The organism is Paenibacillus sp. JJ1683 (genome assembly GCF_053006485.1).
Map to the genome: position 1 here is coordinate 2,803,223 of NZ_CM129820.1, position 19,959 is coordinate 2,823,181.

The 19,959-nt window shown below is 53.4% G+C and carries 1 protein-coding gene (running past both ends of the window); it reads left to right on the plus strand.

All 19,959 nt of this window come from inside a single coding sequence — locus ACUC6J_RS12100, non-ribosomal peptide synthase/polyketide synthase (protein WP_447250261.1), on the plus strand. Of the gene's 42,264 coding nucleotides, 13,863 precede the window and 8,442 follow it; the stretch shown corresponds to coding positions 13,864-33,822, spanning codon 4,622 (complete) through codon 11,274 (complete); the first complete codon in view begins at position 1. The start codon and the stop codon both lie outside this window.

Consider the following 19,959-nt stretch of genomic DNA (forward strand, 5'->3'; position numbering starts at 1 on the left):
CTGTTCAAGGGTCTGACCCTGGAGCAATTCGATACGATTAAGGAACAGACCAAGACGGTTGGGGAATTGGAAAATGTGTACCCACTGACCCCCATGCAAAAGGGAATGCTGTTCCATAATTTGATGAATGCAGAAACCGGCGTGTATTTTGAGCAGGCAACCTTTGACCTTGAGGGCCACTTTGCACCGTCCATATTCCAGGAAAGCCTAAAGCTGCTGGTTAGTCGCCACGCTATATTACGGACGAATTTCTACAGTGGCTGGCATGGTCAACCCTTACAAATCGTCTATCGTCATAAAGATTCGAGCTTCCGTTATGAGGATGTCAGAGGGTGTGAACAGACTGTAGCTGAATTTGTGTCTCAGGATAAAGCCAGAGGCTTTGATCTAAGCGAGGATACGCTTATGCGCGTAGCTGTTTTCCGCACGGGCGATCGCTCATACCGTTTTGTATGGAGCTTCCACCATATTGTGATGGACGGCTGGTGCCTGTCACTAATGACAGACGAAGTGTTTGGTGTATATGCTGCCTTGCTGGAGAACAAGCAGCCAGAACTCGCACCTGTCAAGCCGTATAGTGACTATATCGAATGGTTGGAACACCAAGATGCACAGGAAGCATCTCGTTATTGGAATGACTATTTGGCAGGTTTTGAGCAGCAAACCTTGTTGCCTAGTGAGAACTCGCAGGCTTCTGAAGCAGAGTGGGACAAAGATTCAGACAGAAGCGGTCAAAGTTCGAATCCCGGCTATGTTTTAGAAAAGCTACCATTTGTGTTGGGTAAAGAGCGAAGTGCCGCATTAAACCAAATGGCCAAACAACAGCATGTCACGATTAACACATTGCTGCAAAGCGTTTGGGGCGTTATTTTACAGAAATACAATAATCATCAGGATGTTGTGTTTGGTAGTGTGGTATCCGGTCGTCCGGCAGAAATTCCAGGTGTGGAGAGCATGATTGGTTTGTTTATCAACACGATTCCGGTACGCATATGCAGTGCAACGGATGCTACATTTGCTGACGTATTGCAGCGTACACAGGAACAGGCTTTGGCCTCCAGTGTCTATGACACGTTCCCGCTCTACGACATTCAGGCACGGACTGAACAAAAACAAGACCTGATCAATCACATCATGGTCTTTGAAAACTATCCCATCGGACAGCAGATGAAGCAGATGGGCGGTTCCGGCGAAGCGGACGCACACACAGGCTTCTCCATTGCTAATGTGGAACTTACAGAGCAAACCAACTACGATTTTAACCTGATTGTCGTGCCTGATGAAGATATCTCTATTCTGCTTGAGTACAATGCGCTGGTGTATAACCGGTCTGCAATGGAGCGTATCTATGGTCATATCAACCACGTCATCGGGCAAATCGTAGACAATCCGTATATCCGTGTGAATGAGCTGGCATTGGTGACAGCGGAAGAGCAGGCACAGATCGTTCAGGTGTGGGGAGATACAGCGGCAGCTTATCCGCAGGACCAAACGCTAAGTGCGCTATTCGAGCAGCAGGCAGTGAACACACCAGAGCAAGTGGCGGTGTTGTGCGGAGCGGAGTCGTTGACCTACGCGGAGCTGAACGAACGAGCCAACCGTTTAGCGCGGACGTTGCGTGCGGAAGGGGTTCAGCCGGATCAGCCCGTGGGTATTCTGGTCCACCGTTCACTGGACATGATCGTAGGCATCTATGCGATCCTCAAGGCCGGCGGAGCCTATGTGCCAATTGATCCGGAATACCCAGCAGACCGCATCCGCTTTATGCTGGAGGACTCAGGCGCGAAGCTGGTGCTGACGCAATTGCATCTGGCGGAGCAAGCATCGCTGAGCTTCGATGGTCAGGTGCTGGTGCTGGATCGTCAGGAGCAGGATGACAAGCACATTTATCACGAAGATGGTTCGAATCTGGAGCCGCTGGCCGGGCCGCACCATGTCGCGTACGTCATCTACACCTCCGGTTCGACCGGAAAACCGAAGGGCGTGATGGTGGAGCATCATTCCGTGCTGAACCGGATTTTGTGGATGCATGATCGCTATGGCTTGAGTGCAGAAGATACGATTCTGCAAAAGACCGCCTTCACCTTCGACGTGTCGGTGTGGGAGCTGTTCTGGTGGTCGATGGTCGGCTCGAAGGTAAGCCTGTTGTCCGTGGGCGGAGAAAAGAATCCGGAGGACATCGTGGACACGATTGCCCGCGATGGTGTAACCACGATGCACTTTGTGCCCGCCATGCTGCATGCATTCCTGGAGTATGTGGAGCAGCAGCCACGGGAAGTAATGCAAGCGAAGCTGGGCACGCTGCGCCATGTCTTTGCCAGTGGTGAAGCGTTGCCACCACAGCATGTGGCCCGGTTCCAGCGGCTCGTGTCGAGCTTGGCCGGAGCGAAGCTGGTCAACCTGTACGGTCCGACCGAAGCGACGGTGGACGTATCGTACTTTGATTGCGAGCCGGATGAGGAATATGCAGTGATTCCGATCGGGAAACCGATTCAAAACATTCGTCTCTACATCGTGAAGGAAGGCACGGAGCAATTGCAGCCGATTGGGGTTGCAGGGGAACTGTGCATCGGTGGTGTCGGCGTAGCCCGCGGTTACCTGAACCGTCCGGAGCTAACGGCCGAGAAATTCGTTGCCGATCCGTTTGCTGGTGGGGAAGCAGGCTATGAACGGATGTACCGGACCGGCGATTTGGCGAGATGGATGCGGGACGGGAACATTGAGTATCTGGGCCGGATCGACCACCAGGTGAAAATCCGGGGGTACCGGATTGAACTGGGCGAGGTCGAAACGCAGCTGCTCCAAGTGGAATCGGTACGAGAAGCGGTGGTGATGGCTCGTACGGATGAAACGGGCCAAAAACAAATGGTCGCCTACTATGTTGCGGGGCAAGAGCTAGGAGCGAGCGAGCTGAGAAGTGAGCTGGGCCGAGAGCTGCCAAGCTACATGGTGCCATCGTACTTTGTACAGTTGGAGCAAATGCCGCTAAGTCCCAACGGCAAAATCGACCGCAAAGCCTTGCCGGCACCGGAAGGCAGCCTGCAAACCGGAGCCGACTATGCAGAGCCGCGTACGGTGCAAGAACGCGCGCTGGTCGCGGTCTGGCAGTCCGTACTGGGACTACAGACGGTCGGTATTTTGGACAATTTCTTTGATCTGGGCGGTGATTCGATCAAAGCCATCCAAATCGCATCTCGTACGTTCCAGGCTGGCTATAAGCTGGACATGAAGGATTTGTTCCAATATCCGACAGTTGCAGCCCTGGCACCGCATATGCACGAGGTCCGTCGTATGGCAGATCAAGAAGAAGTGAGCGGAGAAACGGCGCTACTCCCCATTCAGCATTGGTTCTTTGCGCAGGAGCGCGAGCGTCCACAGCACTTTAATCAAGCGGTCATGCTCTATCGCGCCGAGGGCTTTGACGAGACGGCGATTCGTCAAGTGTTGGATCACCTCGTGAAGCATCATGATGCGCTGCGTATGGTCTTCCGTCAGACTTCCGCTGGTTATACGGCTTGGACACGGGCTGTAGAGGAAGGCACGCTGTATACGCTGGAAACAGTGGACTACCGTAAACAGGAAAACTATGCGGAAGCGCTGGAAGCGAAGGCAACGGAAATTCAAAGCAGCATGGACCTGTCCGCAGGACCGTTGGTGAAGCTGGGAAGGTTCCGTACAGCCGAAGGCGACCATCTGCTGATCGCCATTCACCACTTGGTGGTGGACGGAGTGTCGTGGCGGATTCTGTTCGAAGATTTCTCGACAGGCTACGAGCAGGCGAGCAAGGGTGAGCCCGTACGATTGCCGTATAAAACAGATTCCTTCCAAACTTGGGCACGGGAGTTATCCTCTTACGCCAACCGTCCAGAGGCGGCAGCAGAGGACATGTACTGGAAACAGCTGGAACAGGCCAAAGCGGAAGCTGTGCCGCTGCCTAAGGATTTTGCCTACGAGGGCTCCTTAAACGCAGACAGCGAAGTGCTGACAGTAGCGTGGACCGAAGCTGAAACCCAGCAACTGTTAAAGCAGGCTCATCGTGCCTACAACACCGAGGTCAATGATTTGCTGCTGACCGCGCTGGGACTGGCGGTGCACCACTGGACAGGTGCAGGCCAGGTGCTGGTGAACCTGGAGGGCCATGGCCGGGAAACGATCCTGCCAGAGGTGGATATTACGCGTACCGTAGGCTGGTTTACGAGCTTGTATCCAGTGCTGCTGGAGACCAGCAAGGAAATGACACTGGCTCAGCGGATTAAAGAAACCAAGGAAGGCTTGCGCCGGATTCCGCATAAAGGGCTGACCTATGGCATTTGGCGTTACCTGTCCTCTGGGTCCAGATCGAATGACCGTGCGATTGCAGCCGAACCGGAAATCAGCTTTAACTACTTGGGGCAGGTGGATCAGGATCTGCAAAACAGTGGAATCACGTTGTCGTCCTACCATGCAGGGGAGACAGAGGATGCCCATTCCCGCTTGCCGTACACGCTGGATTTAAACGCGATGATCTCGGAAGGCACACTGCGTTTGACAATTGCTTACAGCCGTAAGCAGTATCGTAAAGAAACGCTGGAGCGTGTGGCGGGACTGCTGCAATCCGCTTTGCAAGAGGTCATTGCGCATTGCACCGTTCAGGAAAAACCGGAACTGACGCCAAGTGATGTGTCCTTCAAAGGTCTGACGACGGGAGAGCTGGAGCAGATTGCGGAACAAGCGGCACATATCGGTGAGCTGGAAAATGTATACGCACTGACACCGATGCAAAAGGGGATGCTCTTTTACAATCTGATGGATTCGCAATCGGGAGCGTATTTTGAACAGGCCTCCTTTGATCTGCGAGGACATTTTAATATTGCTGCATTTGCGGCCAGTTTGGATGTCTTGGTGCAGCGGCATACGGTATTGCGCACGAACTTCTACAGCGGCTGGAAGGATGAACCGCTTCAGGTCGTGTACCGGAATAAGCGCAGCGAACTGTATGTTGAAGATCTGCGGGATATGGGGGAAGAGCAGCAAAACGAATACATGCTCGAATTTACGCGTAAAGACAAACAAAGAGGTTTTGATCTGGCACAGGATACCTTGATGCGTGTTGCTGTGTTGCGCACAGGTGAGGATACGTACCGTTTTGTATGGAGCTTCCATCATATCGTGATGGACGGCTGGTGCTTGTCGCTGGTGACAAACGAAGTGTTTGCAAGCTATTTTGCGATCCTGGCTCATAAACAACCGGAACTGGCCCCTGTAACCCCGTACAGTCAATATATCGAATGGCTGGAGCAGCAGGATCGTCAGGCCTCATCAAGTTATTGGAGCAAGGTTCTGGATGGATATGAGGAGCAGTCCCGTTTGCCACAGGCAAAAATCCAGGGCAAAACAGGGTATCAGGCGGAGCGTCTGGATTTTGATTTGGGCGTAGAGCTAACAGCTGGTATTCAGCGTATAGCCAAGCGTTATCAGGTGACCATCAATACGTTGATGCAGACCGTTTGGGGCCTTTTGCTGCAAAAATATAATGGCACCGATGATGTCGTGTTTGGCAGCGTGGTATCTGGACGTCCGGCAGACATTCCGAACGTGGAGCATATCATTGGTCTGTTTATCAATACGATTCCGGTGCGTATCCGCAGTCAAGTGGACAGCGTATTCTCCGACGTGATGAAGCAAACCCAGGAGCAATCGATTGCTTCCCATGTGTATGATACGTATCCGCTGTATGAAATTCAGGGATTGTCAGAGCTTAAGCAGGATTTGATTAATCATATTCTTATTTTTGAGAACTATCCGGTCGAGGAACAAATCGAGCAATTAGGTAGCGGTGAGGCGGCCAGCTTCACCATCACAGGAGCCGAGTCTGTCGAGCAGACCAACTATGACTTTAACGTGGTAGTGCTGCCGGGGAATACCATTCACATGAGCTTTGGGTATAATGCCCTGGCCTTTGAACGGGAAAGTGTAGAGCAAATTCGAGGTCATCTGGTACAGCTGCTGGAGCAGGTGACAGCCAATCCGGACATCCGTGTACATGAGCTGGATATGGTTACGGTGCAGGAGCGTGAGCAAATCGTTGAGGTTTGGGGCAATACAGCGGCAACCTATCCAAGCGAGCAAACGATTCACGGCTTGTTCGAGGCGCAAACGGAGCAGACACCGGAGCAGACAGCCTTATTCTTTGAAGGAGAGCAGTTGACTTATCGCGAGCTGAATAAACGCGCCAATCAATTGGCCCGTACCTTGCGCAGTCAAGGCGTGACGAAGGATCGTCTGGTGGGTCTGATGACTGAGCGCTCGGTGGACATGATCGTGGGCATCTTTGGGATTTTAAAAGCCGGAGGTGCGTATGTCCCTATCGATCCAACCTATCCGGAGGAACGTATCCGCTATATGCTGGACGACTCGGGTGCGAAGCTGCTGTTGACACAAAGTCATCTGGTGGACAAAGCAGTTATCGATGGTCAAGTGCTGGTATTGGATGGGGAACAATCGGTGTACCACGAGGATGGTTCCAACCTGGAGCCGGGGTCCGGCCCGAATGATTTGGCGTATGTGATTTATACGTCAGGGACGACGGGGCAGCCGAAGGGCGTGATGTTGGAGCACCATGGGCTGTGCAATCTGAAAACGTATTTTGATCAGACGCTTCGGATCCGTACGTCGGATCATGCGCTGCTGTTCGCCAGCTACTCGTTTGATGCAGCTTGCTGGGAAATCTTCCAGGCGCTGTTCTGCGGAGCCACGTTATATGTGCCAACGACAGAGACGATTTTGAACTACGAGCGGTTTGAGCAATATATGGCCGATCACCACATCACGGTGGCCGCTTTGCCGCCGACCTATGCGGTGTATCTGAATCCCGGACGGATGCCACACCTGCGTATTTTGTTCACCGCGGGTTCAGCCTCTTCCACCGAGCTGGTATACAAATGGAAGGATCAAGTGGCGTACTACAATGGCTACGGTCCAACCGAAAACTCAGTGGCCACGTCGATCTGGCCGGTATCCGAGGATGAAAGGGCAGGCCAACTCATTTCCATCGGTCGTCCTATGCCGAATCACCGGGTGTACATGCTGGATGTGCATGGACATTTGGCTCCGGTCGGCGTAGCAGGTGAACTGTGCGTATCTGGTCCGGGTCTGGCGCGTGGATATTTGGATCGTTCAGAACTGACGGCGGAGAAATTTGTACCGAACCCGTTTGCAGCCGGTGAAGCAGGCTATGAACGAATGTACCGTACGGGGGACTTGGCGAGATGGATGCCCGACGGCAACATCGAGTACTTGGGCCGGATCGATCATCAAGTGAAAATCCGGGGCTACCGGATCGAACTGGGCGAGGTCGAGGCACAAATATTGAAAGTGGAGGACGTGCAAGAGGTCATCGTCCTGGCCCAAGCGGACGAGCAGGGACAAAACCAACTGGTGGCGTACTATGTCGCTGAAAGAGAAGTCAGCGCGGGTGAGCTACGCAGCTTGCTGGGTGAGGAACTGCCCAACTACATGGTGCCTTCATACTTCATCCAGCTGGAGCAGATGCCGCTGACACCGAACGGGAAAATCGACCGCAAGGCCCTGCCGACACCGGAGGGCAGCCTGCAAAGCGGAGCGGATTATGTAGAGCCGCGCACAGCGCTGGAGCAGACGCTGGCTTCGATTTGGCAGGGGGTATTAGGAACGAAGAGCGTCGGGATTCTGGATAATTTCTTTGATCTGGGTGGCGATTCGATCAAAGCGATCCAGGTATCGTCCCGCTTACTGCAAGCGGGCTACAAGCTGGACATGAAGGATTTGTTCCAATATCCGTCCATTTCGCTGCTGAGCGGTCATGTACAAAAAGTTAGCCGTACGGCCGATCAGGGCGAGGTATCAGGCAGCGTCAAGCTGACCCCGATCCAGCAGTGGTTCTTTGGACAAGCTTCAGCAGAGCCGCATTATTTCAACCAGTCGGTGATGCTGCATCGAGCAGAAGGCTTCAATCTAGCCGCATTGCATCACACGGTGACCAAGCTGACGGAGCATCATGATGCGCTGCGTATGGTCTTCCGTCAGACCGAACAGGGCTATGAAGCGTGGAATCGCGGTGTGAACGAAGGCGAGCTATATCATCTGGACGTTGTGGATTTGACAGGCGTCGAAGATACGACAGATGTGGCGGTGACGATGGAAACAAAAGCCAATGCCATTCAAAGCTCGATTCGTCTAGACGAAGGACCGCTGGTGAAGTTGGGACTTTTCCGCTGCATAGATGGAGATCATTTACTGATTGCCATTCACCATTTGGTTGTAGACGGCATTTCATGGCGGATTGTGTTTGAGGATTTTGCGACTGGATATGAGCAGGCCGTTCGGGGAGAAGCGATTCGCTTGCCATATAAAACGGATTCGTTCTCCACTTGGGCAGAACGTTTGTCTCAATATGCCAACAGTCCGGCCATCGACAATGAACGCGAATATTGGCAGCTTCTTGCCCACGCGGAAGTCGCATCGCTACCTAAGGATCAAGAAAGAGCGGCAGGACAGCATTTTGTGGTCAGAGACAGTGAGACGGTAACCGTGGCGTGGAGCGAACAGGACACCCGACTGCTACTGCAGGAAGCACATCGTGCATACCACACCGAGGTCAATGATCTGCTGTTAACTGCACTCGGTACCGCATTGTACAACTGGAGCGGGCAGGAGCGAGTGCTGGTCAATCTGGAGGGCCATGGCCGGGAAGCTATTGTTCCCGATATCGACATCACACGTACCGTGGGCTGGTTTACGAGTCAGTATCCAGTACTGCTGGATGTCGATGGAAAGGCAGAAGTAGGGCAGCGCATCAAGCGGGTAAAAGAGGACCTGCGACATGTGCCGCATAAGGGCATTGGCTACGGTATGTTGAAGTATATGTCTTCGGATGATGCTACCTCTTCTTGGAGCCTGCAGCCTGAGATCAGTTTTAACTATTTGGGACAATTTGATCAGGACTTGGAAAATGGTGAGATCACGCTGTCTTCACATCCAGGTGGAGAGCCGTTGAGTGACCGCACCGTACTGGAGCAGCCGCTGAATGTGAACGGCATGATTACAGCAGGTGTGCTGACCCTGGAAATTCGTTATGACAGCCATGTATACCAACAGCAAAACGTAGAGAAGTTTGCCCGGCTATTGCAGGAAAGCTTGCAGGAAGTCATCAAGCATTGTGCCTCCCAAGAGCGGAGTGAGCTAACGCCAAGCGATGTCTTGTTCAAGGGCTTGACACTGGAGCAGCTGGAGCAATTGACGGAGCAAACGGCTTCTGTAGGCGAGCTTGAAAATGTGTATGCTCTATCTCCCATGCAGAAGGGGATGCTGTTCCATAGTCTGATGGAGCCGGACTCAGGCGCATACTTCCAGCAAGCGTCGTTTGATCAAAAAGGTAGCTTTGATGTTGCTATTTTCCGTAAGAGTCTGGATCTGCTGACACAGCGTCATGAAGCGCTGCGGACGAATTTCCATCAATTTGAGACAGGACACGGTCTGGAGCCATTGCAAATCGTGTTCCGTCATAAAAATAGTGATCTTTCCTTCAAGGATATACGCGAAATGCAGGAAGCGGAGCAACAGGCATATATCCAGACGTTTAAGCAGGAGGATCAGGCGAGAGGTTTTAATCTCAGTACGGATGCGCTGATGCGCGTACAGGTGTTGCAGACCGATGAAGAAACGTATCACTTGGTCTGGAGCTTCCATCACATTGTCATGGACGGCTGGTGCTTATCGCTTGTTACGGGCGAGGTGTTTGGTACGTACTTTGCGCTGCTGGAGCAGAAACAGCCGGAGCTTGCTCCGATCACACCGTATGGCCAATATATCGAATGGCTAGAGCGCCAAGATGAACGTGCGGCAAAAGAGTATTGGAGCAGCTATTTGGCGGGCTTTGAACAGCAGACGTTGTTACCTGGAGCGGATACTTTATCCAAAGACCACGTGGCGGATAGCAGCGAAAGTGTTCTGTCTACGACAACAAGCGATACCAGCAAATATGTTTCTGAAAAAATAACGGTAGAGCTGGATCCAACGTGGAGCGAAGCTATGTACCGGATTGCGAAGCAGCAGCAAGTCACGATCAATACGCTGATGCAGAGCGTGTGGGGCCTTGTTTTGCAACAATATAACAACAACGAGGATGTTGTATTCGGCAGTGTCGTATCTGGACGTCCGGCGGATATTCCGGGTGTAGAGCATATGATCGGCCTGTTCATTAATACCATCCCAGTGCGGATTCAAAGTGAGCGAAATGCCACGTTTGTGGACATCATGCGCAAAACGCAGGAGCAAGCGCTGGCTTCAGGCGTCTATGACAGCTTCCCGCTGTATGAGATTCAGGCGCTGACCGAGCAGAAGCAAAATCTGATTAACCACATTATGGTGTTTGAGAACTATCCGGTCGAGGAACAAGTTGAGCAGCTGGGTGAAGCTCGTCCATCCGCGTTTGACATTACGAATGTAGAGGTTGTCGAGCAAACGAACTATGATCTGGACTTGATTGTGATGCCAGATGAAACCTTCCGGATCATGTTCAGATACAACGCGAATGTGTACGATCGGTCTACGATCGAGCGGATGCAGGGACATGTACTGCATGTCATCGAGCAAATTATTGACAATCCGCATATCCGTGTGAATGAGCTGGAACTAGTGACAGCGGAAGAGCAGGCACAGATCGTTCAGGTGTGGGGAGATACGGCGGCAGCCTATCCGCAGGACCAGACGCTAAGCAGTCTGTTTGAGCAGCAGGCAGCGAATACACCGGAGCAAGTGGCAGTACTGTGTGGTGCAGAGTCGTTGACCTACGCGGAGCTGAACGAACGGGCTAACCGTTTGGCCCGGACCTTGCGTGCGCAAGGGGTTCAGCCGGATCAGCCTGTGGGCATTCTGGTTCACCGTTCACTGGACATGATCGTAGGCATCTACGCGATCTTGAAGGCCGGCGGAGCCTATGTGCCGATTGATCCGGAATATCCGGCCGATCGTATCCGCTTTATGCTGGAGGACTCGGGCGCGAAGCTGGTGCTGACGCAAGTGCATCTGGCGGAGCAAGCCTCGCTGAGTTTCGACGGCCAGGTGCTGGTGCTGGATCGTCAGGAGCAGGACGGCAAGAACATTTATCACGAAGACGGATCAAATTTGGAGCTACTGGCTGGACCGCACCATGTCGCCTATGTCATTTATACCTCCGGTTCGACCGGAAAACCAAAGGGCGTGATGGTGGAGCACCATTCCGTGCTGAACCGGATTTTGTGGATGCATAATCGCTACGGCTTGAGTGCGGAAGATACGATCTTGCAAAAGACCGCCTTCACCTTCGATGTGTCGGTGTGGGAACTGTTCTGGTGGTCGATGGTCGGCTCGAAAGTAAGCCTGTTGTCGGTCGGCGGAGAAAAGAACCCGGAAGACATCGTGGACACGATTGCCCGCGACGGTGTGAGCACGATGCACTTTGTACCGGCCATGCTGCATGCGTTCCTGGAGTATGTGGAGCAGCAGCCACGAGAAGTAATGCAAGCGAAGCTAGGCACGCTGCGTCACGTCTTTGCCAGTGGTGAAGCGTTGCCGCCACAGCATGTGGCCCGGTTCCAGCGGCTCGTGTTGACTCTGGCCGGAGCGAAGCTGGTCAACCTGTACGGTCCGACCGAAGCGACGGTGGACGTGTCGTACTTCGATTGCGAGCCGGATGAGGAATATGCAGCGATTCCGATCGGAAAACCGATTCAAAATATCCGTCTGTACATCGTGAAGGAAGGCACGGAGCAATTGCAGCCGATTGGGGTGGCAGGGGAGCTGTGCATCGGCGGTGTCGGCGTAGCCCGAGGCTATCTGAACCGTCCGGAACTGACGGCCGAGAAATTTGTGAAAGATCCGTTTGCTGGCGGGGAAGCAGGAGACGAACGGATGTACCGCACTGGTGATTTGGCGAGATGGATGCCGGACGGCAATATTGAATACTTAGGCCGGATTGACCATCAGGTGAAAATCCGTGGGTACCGGATTGAGCTGGGCGAGGTCGAAACGCAGCTACTCCAAGTGGAATCGGTACGAGAAGCGGTGGTCATGGCTCGTGCGGATGAAACGGGCCAAAAACAAATGGTGGCGTACTATGTCGCCGGGCAAGAAATCCGTGCCAGCGAGCTGAGAAGTGAGCTGGGCCGAGAGCTGCCAAGCTACATGGTCCCATCGTACTTTGTACAGCTGGAGCAAATGCCGCTGAGTCCCAATGGAAAAATTGACCGCAAGGCATTTCCGGCACCGGAAGGCAGCCTGCAAAGTGGAGTCGATTATGTCGCACCGCGGACGTGGGTGGAAGTGAAGCTGGCGCAAATCTGGCAGGATGTGCTGGGCCTGGCGCAGGTCGGCGTAAAGGAAAACTTCTTCGAGATTGGCGGACATTCGCTGCGGGCGACGACACTGGCCTCGAAGATTCACCAAGAGCTGAACAAGCCGCTTCCTCTGCGCAGTATTTTTGAAGCCCCAACGATTGAACAACTGACAGCTGTGCTGGAGGGGCTGGATCAAGTGGCATATGCATCGATTCCGGTAACGGAAACTCGCACATTCTATCCGTTATCCTCGGCGCAAAAACGACTGTATGTGCTGCATCAGTTCGACCCGCAGGATGTGAATTACAACATGCCGTCGGTGCTGCAAGTGAGCGGTCCGCTGAATGTGAAACGAGTAGAGAACGTATTCCGTCAACTGATTGCCCGCCATGCAACCTTGCGTACCCGTTTTGAGCTAATCGACAGTGAGCCAATGCAATGGATTGAGGACGCTGTGCCGTTCGAGGTGGAATATACGAAGATACAGGCAGCGGGTGCGACTGTGGACACAGATCAGGACACAACTACAGATACGTACACAAGAGTCAACATAGAAGCGCAACAGCAGGTACGGAGCTTTGTCCGTCCGTTTGATCTCAAAGCTGCGCCGCTGCTGCGGGTAGGCTTGGTGGATCTGGGCGTTCAGGGAGTAGAGCAGGAATCCCAGCATTTGCTCATGCTCGACATGCACCATATCGTCTCGGATGGGGTGTCCCTAGAGGTCCTGACCGATGAGTTTGTCCGCTTGTATGGCGGTGAAGAGTTGTCGCCATTGCGGATTCAGTACAAGGATTATGCCGTATGGCAGCAAAGCGAGGCCCATCAGGAATGGATGCAGCATCAGGAAGCCTACTGGCTTAACACCTTCCAAGGTGAACTACCTGTACTGGATCTCTCCACTGACTTTGCCCGCCCAGCGGTGCAGAGTACGGCAGGGGATACGATCGAATTTGTACTAGAGCGTGAGGTTAGTGAACGCCTGAAAGAACTGGCGGCGCAGACCGGCGCTACTCTGTATATGGTGTTGTTGGCGGCGTACACCACGCTCTTACACAAATACACAGGCCAAGAGGACATCGTCGTTGGCACGCCGATTGCTGGACGACCGCATGCAGAGCTCAGTAATCTGGTGGGTGTGTTCATTAACACGCTGGCGATGCGCAATTATCCGTCCAGCGACAAATCGTTCCTGGATTATCTGCAGGAGGTCAAAGAGCATGCGCTCCGTGCGTATGAGCATCAGGACTATCCGTTTGAAGAACTGGTTGAAAAACTGAATGTAACGCGGGATACGAGCCGGAATGCGCTGTTTGACACGATGTTTGAGTTGAAAACAATGGAGCAGCAGGAGTTCGAGCTGAAAGGTCTGACCTTGAGCTCCTATCCACTGGACAATCATACGGCCAAGTTTGATCTGAGCTTGGAGACCATAGAGCAGCCAGAAGGCATTCTGTGCCGTCTGGAATACAGCACGGCGCTGTACAAGCCGGAGACCATGACGCGATTGGCACAGCATTTTGCGGAAATCGTTCGAGCTATTGCCTATTATCCACAGCAGCCACTGGCAGTTTTGAATATGGTAACCGCCGAGGAAAAAGAGCAACTCATCGATGGATTTGGAAATGTGGGGGTATTAGGTGCTGATGCTGTTGAAGCAGGAGCCCTGTTCCATGCCTTTGTGGAAGAACAAGCCCAGCTTGTACCAGATCACGTGGCAGTGGTGTACGAGGAGCAACAGCTGACGTACCGCAAACTGAATGAACGTGCAAACCAATTGGCGCGTAAATTGCGAAAGGAAGGCATTGGACGCGAGTCGATTGTCGGCATTTTGAGTGAACGCTCGGTGGACATGCTGGTCGGTGTATTGGCGGTGTGGAAAGCCGGAGGCGCATATGTACCATTAGATGCAGATTATCCATCCGAACGGATTCGTTTCATGCTGGAGGACAGCGGTGCGACGGTACTGTTAACTCAGACGGGATTGCAGGAGCGCGCACAAGCATGGCTGAATGAAAGCTACGGGGCTTTGGGCGATGAAAATGCTAAGGGTAAGCTAGAGACAGAGGTTAGCGTTGAAACGATGGAAAGAGACAACCTAAATGAAGGTTTGAGCTTGAAATCAGATTCGCCACCTGACCGCGAAGCAGCATCCGAGCCAGCAACAGGGCTGCGTCTGCACACCGTACTGGCATTGGACAATGAGTCACTGTACACCGGAGATACGACAGACGTCGATCATATTAACGAACCGCAGGATCTGGCGTATGTGATCTACACGTCTGGGACAACCGGACGTCCGAAGGGCGTCATGATTGAGCATCGCAGCTTGGTGAATACCGCTGCGGCCTATCGCCGAGATTACCGCCTGAGCGAATTCCCGGTACGACTACTGCAACTGGCTAGCTTCTCCTTCGACGTGTTCGTCGGCGATATTGCGCGGACACTCTATAACGGGGGAACGATGGTCATCTGTCCGAAAGACGACCGGATTGATTTTAGCCGTCTCCACGGATGGATTCGTGATTATCAAATTACGGTGTTCGAATCCACACCGGCTTTGATCGTACCGTTTATGCAGCATGTGCATGAACACGTACTAGATATGAGTAGTCTAGAGCTGCTCATCACGAGCTCAGACAGCTGCAGCGTGACAGACTACCGAGTGCTGCAGGAGCGGTTTGGCGCGGACATCCGCATCATCAACAGCTACGGTGTTACGGAAGCGGCGATTGACTCCAGCTTCTACGACGAAGAACTGTCGAAGCTGCCAAGTAGCGGCCATGTGCCGATTGGTCAGGCGTGGCTGAACGCACGCTTCTACATTGTGGACAGCCAGCTGAATCCGGTGCCGATTGGTGTACTGGGCGAGCTATGCATTGGCGGAGCCGGGGTCGCACGGGGGTACCTGAACCGTGCGGACCTGACGGCGGAGAAATTCGTAGCGAACCCGTACATGCCGAGTGAACGACTGTATCGTACCGGCGACTTGGCGCGGTGGATGCCAGACGGCCATGTAGACTTTATCGGCCGGATGGATGATCAGGTCAAAATCCGGGGCTTCCGGATTGAACTGGGTGAGGTGGAAGCGCAGCTGCTGACTGTGGCTGGCATTGAGAAAGCGATCGTCACCGCCTGGGAAAACGAAGACGGAGACAAGGATCTGTGTGCGTATGTCGTAGCCTCGGAGGCGCTGAATTTGCCGGAGCTGCGCAGCACACTGCAGCCCAAACTGCCGGGCTATATGATCCCGACCTACGTCGTACCCCTGGATCGTTTCCCGCTGACACCGAATGGGAAAATCGACCGCAAAGCTTTGCCAGTACCGGAAGCGCGCCTCGAAGGAGGCACGGAGTACGTGGCGCCGCGCACAGAGCTGGAAGAGCAGCTGGTCCGTATTTGGCAAAGCGTTCTGAATCATCATCAAATAGGCATCCAGGATAACTTCTTTGAAGTGGGAGGACATTCGCTGCGCGCTACTACCCTGATGGCGAAAATTCATCAGGAGCTGAATCACAAGCTGGCCTTGCGAGATATTTTCCAATATCCGACGATTGAGCAATTGGTACAGGTGATGGGTGAAGATCAGACCCAGCAAACGTATGTATCTATCCCTGTGGCAGAGGAGCGCGAATATTACCCCGTTTCCTCGGCACAAAAACGGATGTACGTTCTGAGTCACCTGGAAGGTGGAGAGGTTAGCTACAACATGCCAGGAGCGTTGATTATCGAAGGTTCCTTGGATAAAAAACGACTGGAACAAGCCTTCCGCCAACTGATTGCCCGTCATGAAGCCCTGCGAACCCGATTCGAGATGGTGGATGGCGAGGTGATTCAGAGGATTGAATCCAGCGCCCCATTCAGCGTGGAGTATGTACAGGCAAGCGAAGAAGAGACAACGCAGTACGTACAAGACTTTGTACGTGCATTTGATCTCGCACAAGCACCGTTGCTGCGGGTTCAGTTGATCGAAAACGGACCGGGGCGTCACGTCATGCTCTATGATATGCACCATATTATTTCGGATGGCGTGACGGAAGGCATTATCGTGCAGGAGTTCTCTCAATTGTATGAAGGCCAGGAACTGCCGCCACTTCGTATTCAGTACAAGGATTATGCCGTTTGGCAGCATGCAGATATGCAAAGTGAACGCCTTCGTGAGCAAGAAAGCTATTGGCTGAAAACCATGTCTGGTGAAATCCCGGCGCTGGATATGCCAACGGATTTTACAAGACCTGCTGTACAGCGTCTGGAAGGAACTCGATTTGAGTTTGCGATCCGCATGGAGGACAGCGAGCAGCTGAAGCAGCTGGCCGCGCAAACTGGCTCTACCTTGTACATGGTGTTGATGGCAGCGTATAGCACGCTTTTGCATAAATACACGGGTCAAGAGGACATCATCGTCGGCACGCCGATTGCAGGAAGACCACATGCGGAACTGGGGAGCCTGGTAGGCGTATTCCTCAACACGTTGGCGATCCGCAATTATCCGTGTGGCGACAAAACGTTCCTAGATTATCTGCAAGAGGTCAAAGAGCATGCGCTTAGTGCGTATGAGCACCAGGAATATCCGTTTGAAGAGCTGGTTGAAAAGCTGAATTTAACGCGGGATACGAGCCGGAATGCGCTGTTTGACACGATGTTTGAGCTGAAAACATTTGAACAGCAGGAGTTCGAGCTGGAAGGTTTGACCTTCAAGCCGTATCTGACGGATAATCCTACGTCCAAATTCGATCTGACCTTGGATGCCGTAGAGCAGCCCGAAGGTATTCTGTGTAGTTTGGAATACAGCACGGCGCTGTACAAGCCGGAGACCATCGCACGCTTGGCACAGCATTTTACTGAACTCGTACGTGCGATTACACTTCATCCACAGCAGCCACTGGCAGCTCTGGATATGGTAACTGTCGAGGAGAAGGCACAAATCCTCTATGGTTTTGGAGATGTAGGCGTATCGGAGGTTGCGGCTGAAGCAGAAGTCTTATTCCATGCCTATGTGGAAGAACAGGCACAGCTTGTGCCAGATCATGTGGCGGTGGTGTACGAGGAGCAGCAGCTTACGTACCGCCAGCTGAACGAGCGTGCGAACCAATTGACGCGCAGACTGCGAAAAGAAGGCATTGGACGCGAATCCATTGTCGGCATTCTGAGTGAACGCTCGGTAGACATGCTGGTCGGCGTACTAGCGGTATGGAAGGCTGGAGGCGCCTACGTGCCGCTGGATGCAGACTATCCGTCCGAGCGCATTCGTTTCATGCTGGAGGACAGCGGTGCGACGGTGCTGTTGACCCAAACCAGTTTGCAGGAGCGCACGCAAGCATGGCTGAATGAAAGCCAAGGGGCTCTGGGCGAAGGAAAGACCGAGGGTGAGTTGGAAACAGCGGTTAGCGCTGAAACGATGGAAAGAGACCGCCTGAATGAGGGTGTAAGCTTGAAATCAGATTCGCCACCTGACCGCGAAGCAGCATCCGAGCCAGCAACAGGGCTGCGTCTGCACACTGTACTAGCATTAGACGATGAGTCGCTGTATACCGGAGATGTCACAGACGTCGATCACATCAACGAGTCGCACGATCTGGCGTATGTGATCTACACGTCCGGTACAACGGGACGTCCGAAGGGCGTCATGATCGAGCATCGCAGCTTGGTCAATACGGCTGCGGCCTATCGCCGGGATTACCGTCTGAACCAGTTCCCGGTCCGTCTGCTGCAACTGGCCAGCTTCTCCTTTGACGTGTTCGTCGGCGATATTGCACGGACTCTCTATAATGGTGGCACGATGGTCATCTGTCCGAAAGACGACCGCATTGATCCAAGCCGATTGTATGGCTGGATTCGTGATTATCAAATCACCGTGTTCGAATCGACGCCAGCCTTGATCGTACCGTTTATGCAGCATGTGCATGAACACGGGCTGGACATGAGCAGTCTGGAACTGCTGATCACGAGCTCGGATAGCTGCAGCGTGACGGACTACCGAGTGCTGCAAGAACGGTTTGGTGCAGATATCCGTATCATCAACAGCTACGGTGTCACGGAAGCGGCGATTGACTCCAGCTTCTACGATGAAGAGCTGTCGAAGCTGCCAAGCAGCGGGAATGTGCCGATTGGACAGGCGTGGCTGAATGCACGCTTCTACATCGTAGACAGCCAGCTGAATCCGGTACCGATCGGTGTACTGGGCGAGTTGTGCATCGGCGGCATCGGGGTAGCACGGGGGTACCTGAACCGTGCGGACCTGACAGCCGAGAAATTCGTAGCGAACCCGTACGTACCGGGTGAACGTTTGTATCGCACCGGCGATTTGGCGCGGTGGATGCCAGACGGCAATGTGGACTTTATCGGCCGGATGGACTATCAAGTCAAAATCCGGGGCTATCGGATCGAGCTGGGCGAGATTGAAACGGCGATCCAGCGGGTACCGGGTGTGCGTCAAGCCGTAGTCATCGACCGGACGGACGAGCGTGGACACAAGTATTTGTGCGGATACATCACGGGAGAAACCGAGCTGCGGATCGAGGAAGTACAGGCCACGCTGGAAGCCGGACTGCCAGCGCACATGGTGCCAGCACGGCTGATGCGACTGGAGACGATCCCGCTGACCAGCAACGGCAAAATTGACCGTAAGGCCTTGCCGGAACCGGAAGGCAGCATCCATACGGGAGCAGCCTATGTAGCCCCGCGTACCAAGGTGGAGCAAGTATTGGCTACCGTATGGGCCGGAGTGCTCGGCGTGGAGGCCGTAGGCACGCAGGATAACTTCTTCGAGCTGGGCGGCGATTCGATCAAAGCGCTGCAAGTATCGTCCCGCTTGCTACAAGCAGGCTATCGACTGGAGATGAAAGACCTGTTCAGCCATCCAACGGTGTCTGCATTGGCGCTGAAAGTCCAATCCGTTACCCGATTGGCGGATCAGAGTGAAGTGGTAGGCGCTTTGAAGCTGACACCCGTTCAACACTGGTTCTTGGAGCAAAACCTGGCGGATGCTCATCATCACAACCAGTCCATCATGCTGCATAGCAAGGATGGTTTTGATGAAGCGGCACTGCGCACAGCGATGGATCACATCGTTAGCCATCACGATGCACTGCGGATCGTTTTCCGTCCTACCGAACACGGGTATGAAGCTTGGAATCGCGCGGTGGGTGAGGGTGAGCTGTATACGCTGGATCAGGCAGACTTCAGGAAGGAGTCGGAAGTGTCTGCGGCGATTGAGGCCAAAGCGAATGAAATTCAGGCGGGGATTCATTTAAGCGAAGGACCGCTGATGAAGCTGGGGCTGTTCCATTGCCCAGATGGAGATCATTTGCTGATGGTTATTCATCACTTAGTAGTAGATACCGTTTCTTGGCGCATTTTGTTCGAGGATCTTACGACAGCCTACGAACAGGCGTTGAACGGACAACTGGCTCGTCTTCCGCACAAAACGGATTCGTTCCGTACCTGGGCTGAGGGACAGTCTCACTATGCGAACGGCCCAGAAATGGCAGCAGAGCTCGCCTTCTGGCAAGAAGTAGAACAAGGTGTGTATGAGCCGCTTCCAAAAGACGAATCCCCTTCTCATTCCTTGAATAAAGACAGCGAGCTCATGACAGTCACGTGGACAGCTCAAGAAACGGAGCAGCTGTTA